The 17,852-nt window shown below is 59.5% G+C and carries 14 protein-coding genes; 6 read left to right on the top strand and 8 right to left on the bottom strand.

The genetic code is table 11. The features are described from left to right. The first annotated feature begins 213 nt into the window (after positions 1-213). The 3 genes from LAO20_12410 (at position 214) to LAO20_12400 (ending at position 3,742) form a co-directional block, all read left to right on the top strand. Positions 214-954, top strand: coding sequence for a TIGR04255 family protein (locus LAO20_12410; protein MBZ5532227.1), 741 nt, complete (start codon positions 214-216; stop codon positions 952-954). A gap of 423 nt (positions 955-1,377) precedes the next feature. Next, positions 1,378-1,938 (top strand): hypothetical protein, encoded by a 561-nt coding sequence (locus tag LAO20_12405; GenBank protein ID MBZ5532226.1) that lies wholly within the window; start codon positions 1,378-1,380, stop codon positions 1,936-1,938. Between the two features lie 154 nt (positions 1,939-2,092). Continuing rightward, complete coding sequence (locus tag LAO20_12400) at positions 2,093-3,742, top strand: M20/M25/M40 family metallo-hydrolase (GenBank protein ID MBZ5532225.1); 1,650 nt, start codon at positions 2,093-2,095, stop codon at positions 3,740-3,742. A gap of 249 nt (positions 3,743-3,991) precedes the next feature. On the opposite strand, the gene LAO20_12395 is transcribed toward LAO20_12400, so the two are convergent. The 5 genes from LAO20_12395 to LAO20_12375 all read right to left on the bottom strand — a co-directional run bounded on the left by LAO20_12395 (position 3,992) and on the right by LAO20_12375 (position 8,291). Then, positions 3,992-4,966: a threonine/serine dehydratase gene (locus tag LAO20_12395; GenBank protein MBZ5532224.1), complete on the bottom strand. Its 975-nt coding sequence runs from the start codon at positions 4,964-4,966 to the stop codon at positions 3,992-3,994. A gap of 34 nt (positions 4,967-5,000) precedes the next feature. Further along, on the bottom strand, positions 5,001-5,738 hold the full coding sequence (locus LAO20_12390; protein MBZ5532223.1) for an SDR family oxidoreductase: 738 nt from the start codon (positions 5,736-5,738) through the stop codon (positions 5,001-5,003). Positions 5,739-5,778: 40 nt separating this feature from the next. Then, complete coding sequence (locus LAO20_12385; GenBank protein MBZ5532222.1) at positions 5,779-7,311, bottom strand: M56 family metallopeptidase; 1,533 nt, start codon at positions 7,309-7,311, stop codon at positions 5,779-5,781. A gap of 36 nt (positions 7,312-7,347) precedes the next feature. Next, entirely contained in the window at positions 7,348-7,752 is a 405-nt protein-coding gene (locus LAO20_12380) for a BlaI/MecI/CopY family transcriptional regulator (GenBank protein MBZ5532221.1), read from the bottom strand. A gap of 86 nt (positions 7,753-7,838) precedes the next feature. Then, positions 7,839-8,291: a hypothetical protein gene (locus LAO20_12375; GenBank protein MBZ5532220.1), complete on the bottom strand. Its 453-nt coding sequence runs from the start codon at positions 8,289-8,291 to the stop codon at positions 7,839-7,841. 339 nt (positions 8,292-8,630) lie between these two features. On the opposite strand from LAO20_12375, the gene thrS reads away from it, so the two are divergent. Then, the gene (gene thrS, locus LAO20_12370; GenBank protein ID MBZ5532219.1) at positions 8,631-10,703 is read left to right on the top strand and encodes a threonine--tRNA ligase; all 2,073 of its coding nucleotides are present in this window, start codon (positions 8,631-8,633) and stop codon (positions 10,701-10,703) included. Positions 10,704-11,065: 362 nt separating this feature from the next. Further along, positions 11,066-11,779 (top strand): DUF2461 domain-containing protein, encoded by a 714-nt coding sequence (locus LAO20_12365; protein ID MBZ5532218.1) that lies wholly within the window; start codon positions 11,066-11,068, stop codon positions 11,777-11,779. A gap of 20 nt (positions 11,780-11,799) precedes the next feature. Here the strand turns inward: LAO20_12365 and LAO20_12360 are convergent, their stop codons facing one another. After that, positions 11,800-12,747 carry an alkaline phosphatase family protein gene (locus LAO20_12360; GenBank protein MBZ5532217.1) on the bottom strand — a complete coding sequence of 316 codons (948 nt, stop codon included), beginning with the start codon at positions 12,745-12,747 and terminating at the stop codon, positions 11,800-11,802. Positions 12,748-12,925: 178 nt separating this feature from the next. On the opposite strand from LAO20_12360, the gene LAO20_12355 reads away from it, so the two are divergent. Then, positions 12,926-13,537: a hypothetical protein gene (locus LAO20_12355; protein MBZ5532216.1), complete on the top strand. Its 612-nt coding sequence runs from the start codon at positions 12,926-12,928 to the stop codon at positions 13,535-13,537. Positions 13,538-13,546: 9 nt separating this feature from the next. On the opposite strand, the gene LAO20_12350 is transcribed toward LAO20_12355, so the two are convergent. Both LAO20_12350 and LAO20_12345 read right to left on the bottom strand, forming a co-directional pair. Continuing rightward, complete coding sequence (locus LAO20_12350) at positions 13,547-14,023, bottom strand: hypothetical protein (protein ID MBZ5532215.1); 477 nt, start codon at positions 14,021-14,023, stop codon at positions 13,547-13,549. A 182-nt stretch (positions 14,024-14,205) separates the two neighbouring features. Then, complete coding sequence (locus LAO20_12345; protein ID MBZ5532214.1) at positions 14,206-17,370, bottom strand: hypothetical protein; 3,165 nt, start codon at positions 17,368-17,370, stop codon at positions 14,206-14,208. Between the last annotated feature and the right edge of the window lie 482 nt (positions 17,371-17,852).

The following is a 17,852-nucleotide window of genomic DNA, read 5'->3' as shown; positions in this document are numbered from 1 at the left end:
AATGGGAAGATCTGAAAACACGTCTCCGAGCGTCCGCTTCGAAGTGCGATTGGCCACTCAATCGGTAGAATTATTGAAGCAGCTCGCAACTCGCGGCATTTATGGACGCACCCCAGCCGAGGTTGGAGGCCGCTTCATCGAACAAGTCCTTCACGGGTTTGTAGAGCATCCAAAACTGTCTGCACGTGCGATTGCGCGGGCGGGTCGCAAGTGATGGCCAAGAGACGCTCACATCTTACGAACGCTCCCATTGTTGAAGCAGTGATTGACTACCGGGTTCTGAAGCGGGAGGGTACTGTTGCGGACTCGTTTGCCGGTCTAACGCCGTCTCTTGGGTCGCAGTACTCAAAGGCGCTGCTGCTGCAATCTGTCGAAGCTCGGTTCGGAATGGAACAAGGCAAATCGATTGAGCCGACGACAACCACGTCGGCAATGGGCTGGCAGTACCGCGCCGGCTCTTTGGTGGCGCAGTTTAGAACTGACGGATTTACATTCAGCAAGTTGGAGCGCTATACGACTTGGGGAGAGGTTTTTGCTGAGGCGACCCGCCTGTGGCAGCTTTACGTGGCGAAGGCTCAGCCTCCAGAAGTAATTCGTGTGGCGGTGAGGTATATTAATCGTTTGCGGATACCGGTACCGGCTGAGCTTGGCGAATACTTGACAGCACCCCCGGCGCTAGCATCCCCCAGTCCGCAGCATCTTCGGCAATTTCTATGTCGAATAGCAGTAGACGATCCCGAAAGGAATACCTCCGCTGTTGTTGTGCAGGCGTCGGAGCCGCTGATGGGACAGGACGCCATTGGCTTGCTTATCGATATCGATGCTTTTAAGGAGAATCTGTCGGTTGCACCAACTGATCCGTTGCTGCCGGAGATGTTTGAGAAGCTGCGCGACCTGAAGAACGAAATTTTCTTCGCAACCCTTACGGAAAAAGCCGTGGAGATGTACGAATGATACTGACAGGAGAAATTTTCGGTGGCATGGGCCTAATAATACGTCCTCAGTCTCGTGGATCTCGTGCGGCCAGTGATTCCGCTGGCCGGCTACAACAGTTAAGCGAGGAGGTCCGGAAGCACTTGCTTACTAGCCTTGCCGTCAGCCACGCAGCAGAATGCGCGATAACTGATTTGAAGGCCATTCGTGCTGAGGCAGCGGAGCCAGACTGGAATGGTTACGGCGCTAAAGCGCTCGACCCCGACGCCTACGCGAATGCTCAGCGCTTCTTGGAAGCTCTGCCGACTACTGCGCCCGTACCAGAGGTCAGCGCGGATCAGGATGGTGAGGTCGCTCTAGATTGGGACTTTGGCCATCGCAAGGCGCTGACCATCAGAATAGATCCGAACGGCAGATGCTCTTACGCTTGGCTAAGGGGCAAGCGTGCATCTCACGGAACTGAATGGCTCGATGATGAGATTCCTTCAAACATTCTTCGCGCGCTTGACGAGCTGGTTCGCGACGCGCAAACTTGCCAATAAGTCCGGCACTGCGGTCGGCACCTTCAAGGGAAGACTGACAGCTGCTGAACTTGTCACGCGCTTCATCTACACTAAGAACAACATTGCGAACAAGAATAATCCCGCCGCGTATCGGCCTAAGCCCAACGTGTTCCAGCCTCCACCCGACCTGGAGCTGTCAACAGCTCATGTCACGCAGCTCGTAGATAACGAGATTTGGTCTGTGGCTCGGCTTACTCTGACTGCAAAACGTCGCAAAATCTATGCACGTGCGGACCTCAAAGTGGCCGATTACGAGAAGAGCAAGCTCCTCGCCACTCGTGATAATGATCCTTTCGAACGACACACTGTTGTAACTGGCTGGCCGAATCCACCCGACGCCGACGACCGTAAGTCGCAAATATTGGCAACGTGTTTGGATCTTTGTCATGCGGACTCCCTCAATATGGTCGTTCTTGACGAGCCGATCGTCTTGGCAGACTAATTGATGTTCCGATTGATGTTCCGAGTCCAGGGGGTCGATGCCAGGAGGTAGAGAATCCCTCCTATGCTGTCCTTCATCCCTTTTGGCGGTTTGACCGCCTTTCCCTCTCCATTTAGACTTCTCCCCTCATCTGCGCGATAGAAAAGGAGTACCTATGACAACGTCCCGGCGGTTTGCCGCCTTCGTTCTTGCGCTCTTCTTCCTATTCTCATTGAGCAGCGCCTTTGCCCAAACCGAAAAAGCCGACCTGGACATGATCAACAAGATCCGCTACGAAGGCTTCCGCAACTCCAAGATCATGGAACTGGCCTCCGGCTTGATGGAGCAGATTGGCCCGCGCCTGACCGGGTCGCCCAACATGCGCAAGGCCAATGACTGGACGCGTGCCAAGCTGGAAGAGCTGGGCATGTCCAACGCCCACCTGGAAGCCTGGACGCCGTTTGGCGTGGGCTGGGCCAATGAGTTTACCAGCGTGCACATGGTGTCGCCCGACCACGCGCCGCTGCTGGCTTACGCCAAGGCCTGGACGCCGGGCACCAACGGCGCCGTCCGCGCACAGGTGGTCCGCGTGGTGATTCGCTCGCCGCAGGACCTGGCAAAATACAAAGGCAAGCTCGCCGGCAAGATCGTCCTCATCGGCGACGACGCGGAAGTCAAGCTCTCCACCGAGCCGCTGTCGCAGCGCTTCAACGAAAAAACGCTGACTGAGGAAGAGCAATACCAGATTCCCGGCGACCGCAATGACGCGCGCTTCCGCGAGTTCCAATTGCGCGCCCGCATACAGCGCCAGATCAACAAATTCTTTGACGAAGAAAAGCCCGTGGCCCTGATTGACCACAGCCGCGGCGCCATCAACGGCGGCACGGTGTTTGTGCAGCAGGGCGGGTCGTACAAGCAGGGCCAGACCGCCGGCACGCCGCAGCTGACCATGGCCACCGAGCACTGGGACCGCATCGCCCGCATCCTGGCGGCGAAGAAAGACGTGGAGCTGGAGATCAACGTCAAAAACAATTTCTACGATGACGCCATGACCCAGAACAACACCATCGCCGAAATTCCCGGCGCCGACAAGAAAGACGAACTGGTCATGCTGGGCGCGCATCTGGATTCCTGGCACGCCGGCACCGGCGCCACCGACAACGGCGCGGGCACCATCGTGATGATGGAGGCCATGCGCATCCTCAAGGCCGTGGGCGTGAAGCCGCGGCGCACCATCCGCATCGGCCTGTGGAGCGGCGAAGAACAAGGCCTGCTTGGATCGCAATGGTATGTGGCGCAGCATTTCGGTTCGCGTCCGGAATCCAAAGACCCTGATCGCAAGGGCGACCCCACGGTGATCCGTCGCGACGCCGGTCCGGTGACGGTGAAGCCGGAGCAGGCCAAGGTGTCCGCCTACTTCAACGTGGACAACGGCAGCGGCAAGATTCGCGGCGTCTTCATGCAGGAGAACGCGGCCGTCCAGCCGATCTTTGAAGCCTGGATGAAGCCCTTCCACGATCTGGGAATGGACACGCTGACCATGCGCACCACCGGCGGTACCGACCATCTTTCTTTCGACGCCGTCGGCATCCCGGGATTCCAGTTCATTCAAGACCCTCTGGAATATGAAACGCGCACCCACCACTCCAACATGGACGTTTACGACCGCCTCCAGCCGGACGACCTGAAGCAGGCTGCGGTGATTGTGGCGTCGTTCGTGTATATGGCCGCGCAGCGCGACCAGATGTTCCCGCGCAAGCCCATCGAGAAAGAGTTGCCGCCGCCTCCGCCACCGGAGGAAGAAGCAGCTCCAGCGCGACCGTAAGAATTAACAGTTTGGACTACAGGGGCACGGTGAAGACCGTGCCCCTGTTTATTTTTAGGATGGGCATTTTGCTCATCTTCTTCACGACGAGCGGCATCTTTACGACGAACTGCATCTGGCTTCAGCCACTGCAGGGGCCCCCGGCAAGCTGGGTTTTGGCATGCTGGGGCAGAGGTATCAGGGCATGGCTTCAGCCGTGCCGATAGTGCGGTCTAGTCATTGGGCTTTTAGCCCCTGCGCTTCACGCCGCTAGAACTTCACCGCCGTGGTATTTGCGCCGCACAGCAGCACGCAAATCTTTTCGTCTGCCGCAGGCTTGTAAACCCCTGACAGCAGCGCGGCGAACGACGCCGCGCCTCCCGGCTCGGTTACCACGCGCAACACGTCCCAGAGTTTCTGCTGGGCTTGCTGGATGGCCGCATCGGAAACCAGCAAAACTTCCTTCACGTATTTTTGTGCCAGGGGAAACATGAGTTCGCCAACTCGTTTGGGCGCTAGCGAATCCGCGGCAATGCCGCCGGCCGGCGCGTCCACCGGACGTCCGGCTTCCAGCGCGTAAGTCAGCGTCGGCGCCAGTTCCGGCTCCACGCCAACCAGTTTGATCCGGCCCTGATACCACGCGGCGATGCCGCCCAGCAGCCCGCCACCGCCCACAGCGACAAACAGAGTGTTCGTGGCCGGGCATTGCTCTTCCATCTCCAGCGCAACCGTCCCCGCGCCTTGCAGGGTCTCTGCCTGATCGTAGGCATGCACGGTCATGGCGCCCGATTGCGCGGCCCACTCTTCGCTGGCGGCCAGCGCGTCCGCGTAGCGTTCTCCGCCGACAACCAGGTCGGCTCCGTAGCTGCGAATTCGGTCCTGCTTGGCCGATGAGGCAACGCTGGGAACAAAGATCCTGGCCGGGACGCCGCACTTCATCGCCGCAAACGCCACGGCCGCGCCATGGTTTCCGCCGGACGCAGCAACAACTCCGGCCTTCGGCACTTTGCGCGACAAGAGGTTGTTCATCGCGCCGCGCGCTTTGAATGATCCCGTGTGCTGCAGAAACTCCAGCTTGAAGGTCAGGCTGGCGATGTTGAGTCCAAAGTCTTCCGCCGCAACTTCAATGACCGGCGTGCGGCGAATGTGGGTCCGTATGCGCGCGTAGGCCTGCGAAATGGTTTCGCGGTCGGCCGCGAACGTTTTGTTGTCCGCACTTGCAGGCTGTAGGAACGTTTCTGTCATGAAGGACTCTTCTGCAAAAAATCTATGGCCTCGATTACCACGCCGAATATCCGCCATCCACCGTGTAAGCAGCGCCGGTGATCCAGGTGGATTCATCGCTGGCCAGAAACACCGCGAGTCCCGCCACCTCTTCCGGCTGTCCAAAGCGGCCATCGGGATGCATGGCCAGCCGCGCTTTGCGCGCAGCCGCGTCCATGGCGGCAGCGACCATTTCAGTCTCCACCGTTGCCGGGCAAATGCAGTTCACGCGGATCTTTTCCGCGGCGTGGTCCACGGCCATGGCGCGCGTCATCTGCAGCAGCGCGCCTTTTGACGCTGCGTACGCCACGCGGTTGCGCGCTCCCAGCAGGCTCAGCACTGAGCCGATGTTGATGATGGCTCCGCCGCCGGCTGCGCGCATATGCGGCAGTACCGCGCGCGAGAGCCGCCACACGCCGCGGACGTTCACGTTGAACGTCTGCTCCCACTGGTCTTCCGTGACCGACTCCGCGGTCCCGGCAAACAGCACTCCGGCGTTATTCACCAGAATGTCAATGTGCTGGAAACGGTCAAGCGTGGTTTGCACCAGCCGTTGCAGATCTTGCAGGTTGCTCACATCGGCTGCGACTGCCAGACATCCCGCCCCAATTTCTTTCGCGGCGTGATCCAGTTTGGCTTGGTTGCGCCCGGCGATCACCACTTTCGCGCCTTCGCGTACAAAAGCCCCGGCAATGGCCCGGCCAATTCCGCTTCCGCCGCCGGTAACGATGGCCACCTTGTTGGCTAGTCGCATTCAGGGATTGTAAATGTGAGGATGAACTCAGCGCCTCTGCTTATCGCGCGTGCCCGTGTCCACCATGCTCGCTGCGCTCTTCACGCTCATGGATCGCAATTCCGCCCACGGTCGTAAGCACAATCCTGGTCACCGAGTCAGAGACCGTAGGCCGCGTGGCAGGCCGGTTGCCGGGCGAAGGCTCACTCAGTGCAGGAGAATCCCAGTTGGGTGAGCCAACCTGCGAGCTAGAAGTTCCGGCGGTCAAGCGGTAAGCAGGAGTCTCCTGTACGTAGCTTCGAGTGTGAGCCTGCCTGAGCGAATCTTCATAGGAAGACGGCCGCGCTTGGCGATGCACGCCAGCCGCCGTCGGGACCGCAGCGGCAACATGTGCGCGCCGCGCCATGGATGACGACGATTTCGTCGCGGGCTGCCGCACAGCCGCGAGAGGCTTCGTTGTCGCGTCGCTGGAGAAGGCGTCACTTGAAAAGTCGTCACTTGAAAAATCAAGCGCCACAGAGAGCCCGGGACTCAAGAGCAGAAAGCTCAGCAGCAGCGCCGCACTCGCTGTGGCGGCAGAGAGTTTTTTCCACCAAGGCACGCGGACCGGTTCGGCCAGAATGTTTCTGATGCGCGCGCCCAGGATTGAAGCGGACGCCGCGAAATCCACGCCGCAGGAAATGCCGCCCTGAATGATGCGCATGCGCACGAAGCGCGCCAGATTGTCGGCGTAGTCGGCGCGGACCTCAGGCCGGGCGTTGACCACCGCCAGATCACTCGCCAGTTCGCGTTCCAGCCGCATTTGTTTTCTCGCCTGCCACACCGCGGGATGAAAGAACAGAACACCGCAAATCACGTCGGCGACGTTGGCCCAGAAGTAATCGCGGCGGCGGATGTGGGCCAGCTCGTGGCAGAAAATGCTGGCCAACTGCGGATTCGCGCCCAGGCCCGCTGCTTCCTCGGAAATGGCGCGCTCAGGAAGAACGGTTTCCGGCAGAACCACGCGCGGCCGCCACCAGTAGGCCGTCGCCGGCGAACTCAGGCCAGGCAAGATGGCCAGCTCGCAGCGCCGCACGCCATGCTCGCGCCGCATGCTCTCAAACAGTGCGGTAACATCAGCCGCGGGCGGCATGCCCAGCTTGAGCAGCCGGCGCAGGCGCACATGCACCCAGGTTTTGCGGCAAGCCAGAAGAAGGACAACGCACAAGTAAGCGCCCAGCAGAGTCCGCCCAGCGATCATCACGTCCTGGCTCCAGCGGATGGGCACCAGCCAATGCTCGGGAGCCGCCACGGCGTTGAGTACGGACCTGCCCAGTCCCGATGTGCTGAACGAAGCGCTGAACAACGATGTGTTCAGCAAAGACGCGGAGCCGGCTTCGGTGACCACACGCGGGAACAAGCTGCCCACGGCGGAACCCAGCAGCGCCAGCCAGCACAATCCTGATGCCAGCAAAAATCCCAGCCAAACGCGGAAGCGCAGATCGGGCCGGCGCAAAATACGGGAAAGGCACAGGCACACCAGAAATCCAGCCGCCACCTTGAGGATGTAGCTAAGGATGATTCCCGCGAACTGCAGATAATGGTTTGCAGCCATATACGTCAACGGCGCCCCCGGATTCCGTCGTCCGGGCTATTTGGAACCGTCTCCCTTTTGTTTGCGATAGTTCCGGATGAGGGCTTCCAGTTCCTCCAGCTCGGGCTCCTTCACCGGGCCGGCTTCCAGCAGGTTCACCAGCAACTGGGCCGGCGATCCGCCAAAATTCTGTTCCAGCAGCGTCTGCACGGAGAGTCTGCCCACTTGGTCCCGGGTGACGCAGGGTTCAAACACAAAGACCCGCCCGCGGCTCACATGCCGCACCAGGCTCTTTTCTTCCATGATGCGCAAAATGGTCTGCGTTGTCTTGTAATTCGGACGGGGCGCCAGGCTGGCATGGTTGATCACTTCTTCCACGGTGGCCTGTTCCAGGTCCCAAAGGACCTGAAGAATGCGCATTTCCGCGCGGGTCGGTAGCACTACGTTCTGTTCCACAGCCATTTAAACCCTTCCCAACCTGACCAATCTTGGCGTTATGCTTGCGTCTTGCAAAACTATGGAATATCGGCTGAATTGTCAATCAGTTCTTACACTGCTCTTAACTTTCCATCCTGTTTACTACCGCTCATAGGAGAAAACAGGGCCAGCAGGATGCCCGCCATCCACAGGTAATAGCCCAGCTGCGGGCGGAAGTGCATCTGGATGAAAACCACCCAGCAAGCAATGAACATCAGGAGCACCACGACTCGCAACGCCCAGAAGACCCGCGACCCAGGTTTGATCAGCACCAGGCCCAGGACAATCAGAAATACCGGATTGATCCACCCGCTGATCAGGATGGAAAAGTACATCCCCGGCGAGTCATGCAAAATCTTGGCCCCGTCATTGCCCCAGGGCAGCTCCAGCGCGAGAATCGCGCACTTGTAGCCGACAATGCCTTTGTCGCTGGCCGAAGCCGAGACTTCTTTGATGGCCGGCAGATAGAACGCCGCGGCAAAGATGGCAAACCCCAGCACTACCAGAATCCAGTTTCTTCTCACGGTGGGCGACGGCTCCTTCATGACTGACTTAGGGAAAACACGATTCTAACCGCAGATTAGGCCCTCAAGGGAGTGGAATCATGGAATTCGTGGACTCCCGGCATGCCTCCGGAATTGTCATCGTGAGCGAAGCCGCGCTGCGTAGCGTAGCGTCGCGTCGCGCAGTTGAACGATCTCTGCATTCCGCAGCTAAAAAACCTATACGCGGAACGGCTCGAGAACCTAAACGTAGAGACGTAGCACCGCTACGTCTCCCTGCCCGCAGAGTGCCCGCGTCAAATGTTAAACTTGAACGTTTAAGCCTTGCAGCTCTAACCGGCCGCATTCGCACAATCTTCTATGTCACAAACCATGATCCAAGTCACGCTGCCCGACGGCAGCAAAAAAGAAGTCCCCAAAGGCACCACGCCGCTGGACATCGCCAAATCCATCGGCACGCGCCTGGCCGACGCCGCGCTCGTCTCCAAAATAAAGCCGTCAGCAGTCAGCCATCAGCACTCAGCCCCGGACCAGGCCGGCGCGAGCGGGCCGCCATCACCGGATGACGCAAAATCTCCCGCCAGCATGCATGCCCAAACCTCTAAAGACGGATGGCAGTTCGCCGATCTCACCAAGCCGCTGGAAGAAGACGTTGAACTCCGCTTGCTGACCGATCGCGATCCTGAAGCCCTGGAAGTCTTCCGCCATTCCTCCGCGCACGTCCTGGCGACGGCGGTGCTCGAGCTGTTCCCGGAAACCAAGCTCGGCCACGGCCCGCCTACCGAAAGCGGCTTCTTCTACGACTTTTATCGGCCCACGCCGTTCACGCCTGAGGACCTGGAGAAGATTGAGCAGCGCATGGCCCAGGTCGTCCAGCGCGACGAAAAGTTCGAACGCGAGTACATCCCGCGCGAAGAAGGCCTGGACCGCTTCCGCGCGGAAGGCGACTTCATGAAGGTCCACTTCATTGAGCAGTTCACCAAGCCGGGCGAGCCGATATCCACCTATCGCAACGGCAAATTCGTGGACTTCTGCCGCGGCCCGCATGTGCCTTCCACCGGACGCATCAAGGCCTTCAAGCTGACCAGCATCGCCGGCGCCTACTGGCTGGGCGACGAGAAAAATCCCCAGCTCCAGCGCATCTACGGCACGTCATTTTTCAACAAGAAAGATCTCGAGCAACACCTCACTGCCATTGAGGAAGCCAAAAAGCGCGACCATCGCCTGCTCGGCCAGCAACTGGACCTGTTCAGCATCCAGGAGCTCGCCGGTCCAGGGCTGATCTTCTGGCATCCCAAGGGCGGCCTCATCCGCAAGGAGATGGAAGACTGGATGCGGAATGAGTACCTGGCCCGCGGCTACCACCTGGTCTATACGCCGCATGTCTTCCGGGTCAATCTGTGGCAGACCAGCGGGCATGAGGGCTACTACGCCCAAAATATGTTCACGCCCATGAAATTGGACGATGCCGATTACCGCATGAAGCCGATGAACTGCCCTGGGCACATTCTGATCTACAAAGACACGTTGCGCTCGTATCGCGACCTGCCGCAGCGCTATGGCGAACTCGGAACCGTCTATCGCTACGAGCGGTCGGGCGTGATGCACGGTCTGCTGCGCGTCCGCGGCTTCACCCAGGATGACGCCCACATCTTCTGCACCCCGGAGCAGATTGAAGGCGAAATCGTTGGCTGCATTGAGTTCGCTCTGGCCGTGTTGAAAACGTTTGGTTTTACCGAGTTCCACGTGGAACTGAGCACCTGGGACCCCAAGGACAAGAAGAGCTTCGTCGGGGGCGACGACAACTGGAATCTGGCCACCAATTCGCTGGAAAAAGTCTTGAAGGACTTGAAGATCCCCTACAAGACCATCCCTGGCGAAGCAGCGTTCTACGGACCGAAGATTGACGTGAAGCTGGTGGACGCCATCGGCCGCCTGTGGCAGCTCTCCACCGTGCAATTCGATTTCAATCTGCCGGAGCGCTTTGGCCTGGAGTACGTGGCCGAAGACGGATCGCGCAAACAGCCGCTTATGGTGCACCGCGCCCTGTTCGGGTCGGTTGAGCGGTTCTTCGGCGTGCTGATTGAACACTATGCTGGCGCATTTCCGGTGTGGCTATCGCCTGTCCAGGTGGCCGTGATTCCCATCAGCGAAAAACACACCGCCTATGCCCAGAAGGTCACCCAGCAGCTCAAAGACGCCGGCGTGCGCGTTCACCTGGACGACCGCAACGAGAAGATGAACGCCAAAGTCCGCGAACAGACCATGCAGAAGGTGCCGTTCTTACTCGTGGTCGGCGAAAAAGAAGCTGAAGCCGGCACGGTGAACGTGCGCGTCCGCGGCCAGCAACAGCCGGAAGGCACGGTACCTGCGGCGCAGTTCGTGGAACGGGTGAAGAAACTGATTGCGGAGAAGGCGGTTTCGTTAACCTGACCAACAAATCTTACCGCTGATGAACGCGGATGACGCGGATTGGAATAGAGCAACTGGCAGCTGGCACTAGCTGCTGGCCACACACAAATATGGTGGCTAACGACGAACAACAGTTGTTGGCTCAAAACATCCAGCGCCGTAGGCGCGAAATGAGTTAGCCCAGGCCGAAGCGGGTCCCCAGCGCGCGCCGGTTTTGCGCGTGATGGGGTGCGAAGGCCTGGGTAGACGAGAAAAGACTAACGAGCCCCAGCGGGGCGGCACATTCACTGATTCACACGGATGACACAGATAAAGACGTGACTTGCCTGCAGAAATCAGCGCTGATCAGTGTTCATCAGTGTCATCAGCGGTAAGATTTTTCTATGAAGACCTTCCCCGGTTTCTCCCCCGACGCTCTCGCTTTCCTGCGCGCGCTCAAGCGCAACAACCGGCGCGAGTGGTTCCAGCCGCGCAAAGAGAAATACGAAGCTCTGATCAAAGAGCCCATGCTGGAGTTGGTCAGCGCATTGAACGAGGAGTTTGCGCGCTTTGCGCCGCAGTACGTCACGCCCCCGCAGAAAGCCGTCTATCGCATCTATCGCGACACCCGTTTTTCCAAGGACAAGACGCCGTACAAGACGCACATCTCGGCCATCTTCCCCCGGCACACGGCCGTCAAGCGTGAGGGCGCAGTGTTTTATTTCCACTTCACCGACAAAGAAGTGCTGGTCTTCGGCGGCGTGTGGGCGCCGGAGCGCGACGAACTTCTGGCCTATCGCGCACTTCTTCGCGACCACTATGAAGAATTCAACCAAATCCTGCGTGACAAAAAGCTAAAGCGCGCTCTTGGCGGCCTGCAAGGCGGCCAGCTCACCCGCATGCCCAAAGGCTTCCCCGTGGACCATCCCGCGGAAGCGCTGTTGCGCCATCGCCAATGGCATCTGGTGGCCGACCTGGACATCAAGCTGCTCACCACGCGGAAGCTTGTGCCCGAGTTGGCGCGGCACTTTGAGCTGATGGCGCCGTTCGTGGAATTTCTGAACCGGCCGTTCGTCCACAAACAAAAACCCAGGAAGATGTTGTTCACGGGCTTTTAGTCATCTAGTGAAATAATCAGCTACTGAAAAAATTCCTGCATGCTTGCGGCGTTGCCGGAGATGCCCGGATGATCGGCAACCCGCAACAGGTCCAGGATCAGCCGCAACGTGCTCTGGTGCTGGTAAAACGTGATGGAGCGGAACCCGGTTTTTACGTGCGCGCCCGCCATCACCATAGCCACCTTGCCGCCGCCGTTGACGATGTCAATATCCAGCGACTCGTCAAAGACGATGATGACAACGCTGTTGGTGACGGCTGCCGAGTTGATGAGGGGATCAATATTGTTTCTCAGCCAGGTATCGGCGGCCAGCAATTTGTCCGCATCAGTGCAGGCCGAGCCGCCGGCGGGACAGTCGTGCGAATCATTTTCGGCATTCGGTGCAATGAACCCGAAGCTGGGCAGCGATCCCGATGCCGCATCCGCGGCGAGCTGCGTGAACGGCACTATGTTCGCCGCCTGTGAGCTTGAGCCCAGAACGTCCGTCATGTAAGCAAAGGGATTGTGGTGCTTGAAATATGGGTAGACGTCGCCACCGGTGTAGCCTGCGGAAGGCAGGCTTTCCATGTAGGCCTTCCAGCTCTTGCCCGCGCCGGTCAAGGCGCGCGCAATATTGTTGTCGGGCACCGGGCCGATGAACGAATCCCCCACGATCGGGTTCGTCTCCATGTTGCCCACCGTCAGCATGAAGTAGTTGCCCAGGGAAGGATGCGTGTCGGCAAAATAGTTCGTCGCCAGAGCGTGTTGGTTGGCCAGGGAATTCAGATACGGCATGGACGCGCTGCCAATCACCTGGCTATAACCGTGGTTCTCCAGCAGCACCAGGAAGACGTGGTCCACCGTGACCGACGGGCCCGCCTGCGTTGGCGTTGGACTTGGGCCAGGACCCGTGACCTGGCTGACGCTTCCGCAACCGGTCAACGCGAGAAGAAAACATGACAATGTGAGATACCTGATCTGAGAGCCCAAGGGACCTTCCTTCTGTCTGGCACAGCGATTAGATGCCGCTGCAGCTCTTGAAATGTACCTCGGGCTGAAAATTGCGTAGAAAGGCTGGATGCCAAGAGTTTGGAAGCGCTAGTATCCTTCAGGATGCAAGCAACTATTTCGGCGGGAAATCCATCACCAGACGCGTTACACTCAGCTCATGAAGTACCTGAGCAGACTCGTATTACTTGTAGCGTGTCTTGCCGCCGCGCAAACGCCGCAAGCCGCCAACTCTCCCACCCCCGCCAATGTGAAAACTGACGTCCCCAAGATGGGTTCGCTGGCCCCGCTGGTGACCCAGCAGTTTGGTCCCACGTTCACCCTGGCGCCCATGCCGACCGTGGGGGCCTACACCGCGGACTTTGACGGCGACGGCGTGGAAGACGTGGTTTTCATCGCGGACAGCAAAGACCCGCTCCCGGACTCTTACCAGTTCAAGTACACGGTCTCTGATCCATACCACTCGTTCTTCGGCTTCGGTGATCCGCGCCACACCGCCGGTCTTGGCGCCGCCGATCCCGGCCACAACCATGACCTGCTGGTGATTTTCGGCGCCGGCCCGGAAGCCTGGCGCTCCGCCACGCCCAAAGCCAAATTCGTGCTCATCAACGTGCCCTTTGATACCATTGCCATCGGACGCATGCTGGCGAAGAAGAACAAACCGCCGATCTTCACCATTCGCGCGCAGGAGTCGCAATTGATGGATTCCGTCGTCTACTATGACGCGAAAAAGAAAAAGTGGAAGTGGCAGCCGGGCGACACGCTGGAGTAGAGTCCAGCTTTAAGCGCGCTTCGTGTTGCCGATCATCAGCTTGTAGGTGTTGCCGTTGTTGTCTTTCGCCACACCGGAGAGAACGAAACAGGTGGTTCTGTAATGCTGCTCTATGTTGCGAAAGAACTCGACGTTTAGGACCGTGCCTTTACTTCCATTTACCGTGGCCCGGGCATACAGTTGGCTGCCCCGCACGTTCGACATATAAAAGCCCTGTCCGTAAATTGCGTCCCAAATAGGGGCCATTTCTCGGTTCAACGATGGATTAGAAGTTACCTCCGCCCAGTGCCCTCTGGCAGTTTCTCCGTCAGCCAGAGTGAGCGAAATGTCACCGTTCTCCCTGATTGCGATCTGCGCGGCGAAGACGGGCGTTGGAACCTGCGCAGCCAGGGGCCCCTTGACCGGATACAGTCGTGCGTTGAGAACGGAAAGGCACCCCGTGAATGTGGACAGTGAAAGTAATACAGCCAGAACCCTGGTTTTCATGGTGCCGCCTTTTTTAGTACTGCCGTGTTGAAAATAACCCAAAAGGATTTGCAAACCAGTAAAGATTTGTGGGGATTTGTTCGCCCATGGCTCATCGCTGTAAGGTTCGCAGCACGCCTTGATGGCATGCGTGTCCGAGACGCCCCGCGAGTATCAATGACCTGAATGCAATCGCCGAATAGTTACTCCTCCTCGTCTCCCTCGCCGCTCGCCGTTGTCGCCGCACCGGCTGCCGGCACTGCGCTTCTTCCCACATTCAGATGGTCATAATTCAGCATGGCGTTGAACACCAGAAAGAAGCTGCCCATGGTTTCATTGCGCCACATAGGATTATTGGCGAACAGCACCACGTGCCCCTTGCCGTGCGGGACGTCCACCACGGCGGGCTTCTCCGCGATCTCATTGCCGCCGGTGATCATGCCGCTCAGCAGCAGTTCTTTTTCCGCGGCAAAGCGCAGCACCACGCGCGGTTGCTGGTCTTTGGGAGGAAGCGCGAATCGCGCAAACTCCGCAATGTCCTCAGGGACGTAGAGCTCCTGCTCACGCGGCGCGCGCTTCACCGGCTTCTCCGGCGCCACGTATCTGCGGCCTTGCAGAATGTCCGGATCCATCGCCGAACCGCGGCCGCTGGAACGCGCCCCGCCTCCGGCCGCGTCGTCACCGCCGCCGCCGCCGGGCCCTCCGCCGATTCCACCCACGGTGATCACCGGCCCGGCGCGGAAGTATATGTAGAGCTTGTCGTCGTAACCGTAAGCGATGGGACTCTTCTTGTCGTCCACGGTGGAGAGCACCACGCTGCCCGGCGCCTGCATGGTGCGCGCGTCGGCCACGTTGACCATCTCCGTCATGCCGCCGGCCACCGGCAGCGCGGCGCTGGTCTGCACCGCGATCAACAACCCGCCGTCGCTGACGAACTTCTCCAGGTTGGCCAGCCCCTGGTAGCCCAGGCCGCCACGAATGTCGTCGGTGGAATCCAAACCAGGGGCGGTAAAGTTGGGCGTGTCCGCCGTGTTTTTCCACGGCAGCGGCGCCACGCCCTCGCGCTTAGGCAGGCCACGCAGCAAGGCGCTCAAGCCTGCCGGGCCGCCACCGCCCATAGGAGGCAGGATCAGCACATCGAACTTCTCACGTAGATTTTGGTTTTCGCGCAGCCATGTATCGGCGACGTAAGTGTACGGGACCTTCAACTCCTCGAACGCAATGCGGTACCAGCCGTCATTCTGCGTGTTCTGCCAGTTGTGGACGATCCCCACCCGCGGCGTGGCCAGCAGATGCGTGGCAACTTTGATTTCAGCGCTGGTCGCGTGGACTTTCAGACCCAGGTCCGCGCTGGCCTCCGCCAGCACGCTGCACTTGGAGTTGCGGACTACAAAGCTTCCCGCGCGGAACTTCAAACCATCCACCTCAAACGGTTCCTCGGCCACGTCCACGTTGACCTTGGGAATGCGGTAGCGCAGCGTGGCCAGCGTGTTGTCCGTATTGTGATTCACCAGGCACGTTGTGCCCTGGCCGTCCAGGCCGCTGCGTGCTTCCACCTTGCTGACTTTCTGCATTGCCGCATCGAGCACCGCCGTATCGGTGATGCGTACGGTCTTCACGTTGCGCAGCGCGCCCAGCGTCCAGCCGGTGTCGTCATACGAGCGCGGATCGCGCGCGCTGTAATACTGCGTGTCCAGCACCATGTCCGCCAGCCGGCTGTAGGGCTGGTCCATGCGGATGATGTAGCTGCCTGCTGGAATCACGGTTTCCGCCGGCTTCTTTTCTTCTTTTGTAGAATCGGGTTTCGCAGCATCCTTCGCCGAATCCTTGGCCGCTTCTTTCGCAGTGCCGTTTTTCGCACCGGCTCCCTTCGGCGACGCCTTGGCCGCAGTAGCAGTTTTCTCCGGAGCTTTGGCCGCGTCTTTAGAACCAGCCGGCGCAGCTTTTTCGCCACGCGCTTCGCCGGCTTTGCCCGCGCTCTCTCGAGCAGCCGCCTCATGTCCGCCCTCTCCTGCAGGCACGCGGATCTCTTTTTCCGTGCGATGCACCTCCACGCCCTGCACCTGCAGCATGCTCAGAAAGCTGGCTTGCTCGGCGGGACGCGCATCGTCCGCCGGGAACGCCCACGCCGCCGGGCCTTCCATGCGGGCTTTGTCCACCGCGCGCTTGCTCTTGAGGTAGAAGTTGTTCAGGAACTTGGCGCCGTTCGCGGCCACGTTGTTCATGCCGAACAAGATTGCGCTCTGCTGCATGTTGATGTTGTTGCGCGCTGACCATTTCACTTTCGCCAGCGGCGGGTTCGGCCGGTACCATTCGCGGCTGGTGTCCGGCGGACGCAGCGTGCGCACCCGCGTGTCCGCGCCGCCGTTGCCGAACGTCTCATAGAAGCGGCCAATCGAATTGTGGTTGTTGGCGATGGACAGCAGGTAGTTCGGCGCCCAGCCGTCATAGAACCCGTGCGTCCACACGCCGATCACCCCGCGCTTGGTCATCTCTTCAATCTCGTGGTACGCCATCTCCTGCCACTCGCTGATCACAATCGGGTCCAACCAGGCGTTGTACGGCCCGGTGCCGGTCATGATGTAGAGATACGGCACCGACTCGTGCAGGTCATGCATCACCGTGGGGTGCCAGTCGAGAAACGTCTTGAGCATGTTGCGCGAGAGCGCCAGGCTTACGCCCAGGTTGTCGCGATTGTTGTCGTGCGCAACGTAGTGTCCCCACCACACCAGCGGATACGGCGGCTGATCGGGATGCTTCTTGTGCTGCAAATAGATGTCCACCATGCGGTCGTGGCCGTCCACTTCCACGATAGGCGTGATCAGCACAATGGCGTCCTTGCGGATCTTTTCGATGAACGGCGTCTCCTCGACGGCCAGCCGGTACGCCAGCTCCATCAGCATTTCCGGCGCGCCGGTTTCAGGCGAGTGGATGCTGCCATCGGCCCAGTAGATGGGTTTGCCTTCAGCGATGAGCTTCTGCGCGTCAGCTTCGCTCAATCCGCGCGGATCGCCCAAACGCCGCGTGATCTCCTTGTAGCGGTCGAGTTTCGCCAGGTTGGCCTCGTCGCTCACGGCCACCACCAGCATCTCGCGCCCTTCCTCCGACATGCCGATGCTCCACAGCTTTACGCGCGGGCTCTTCGACGCCAGCAGCCGCATGTAATCGTTGATGTCCTTGGTGTAGTCCAGCACGTCCGGCGCGCCGACAATGTGGTGCAAGAATGCGTCCGGCGGAGGCACGCAGGAACTGAGCGGCAAGTGGTCCACCAGTTCGGTCGAAAAGAACGGCTCGGTGGTGAACTCTTTGATCTTCTTCGAGTACTCCGCGTGGTCGGTCACGGTGCAGGGCGCGGACGCTTGGCCCAAACTGCTTGCAACGAACAAACAAAAACACAAGGCAAGACCTAGACAAATTCGGCGCATAAAGAGACCTCACAGAAGACAAGAAGTTGTGGCGCGGCGGGATTATATAGTGGTTCCGCGCACTCCTACCAGTTGGCCGAATGTGTGATAGCAGTGACCGTGAAGCTCGCCTTTGTTCTATACGCATCCACGACACACTCTGACGTCTCACACGCACCTTTAGGAATGTCATCCTGAGCGAGTCCGAGCGTACGCGAGGGCGAGTCGAAGGACCCCGAGAATGCTTTCATCGTACATGCTGCGTCAGGGAGTTCTCACCAGGGCTTCTTGTGTGTTTCGAATATGGGACGAGTATCAGAGCCCGCAAACCCGGGTCGAACGGTGCCCCATTGGACTTGTCATCTTGAGCGGAGCGACGCTGCGCAGCGTGGCGTCGCGCAGTCGAAAGATCCCGAGAATTCGTCCCTGTCCATGCCGCTTCAGGG

It is taken from the genome of Terriglobia bacterium, assembly GCA_020072815.1.
Classification (GTDB): domain Bacteria; phylum Acidobacteriota; class Terriglobia; order Terriglobales; family Acidobacteriaceae; genus Angelobacter.
This window is presented reverse-complemented; position numbering and strand designations above follow the sequence as displayed.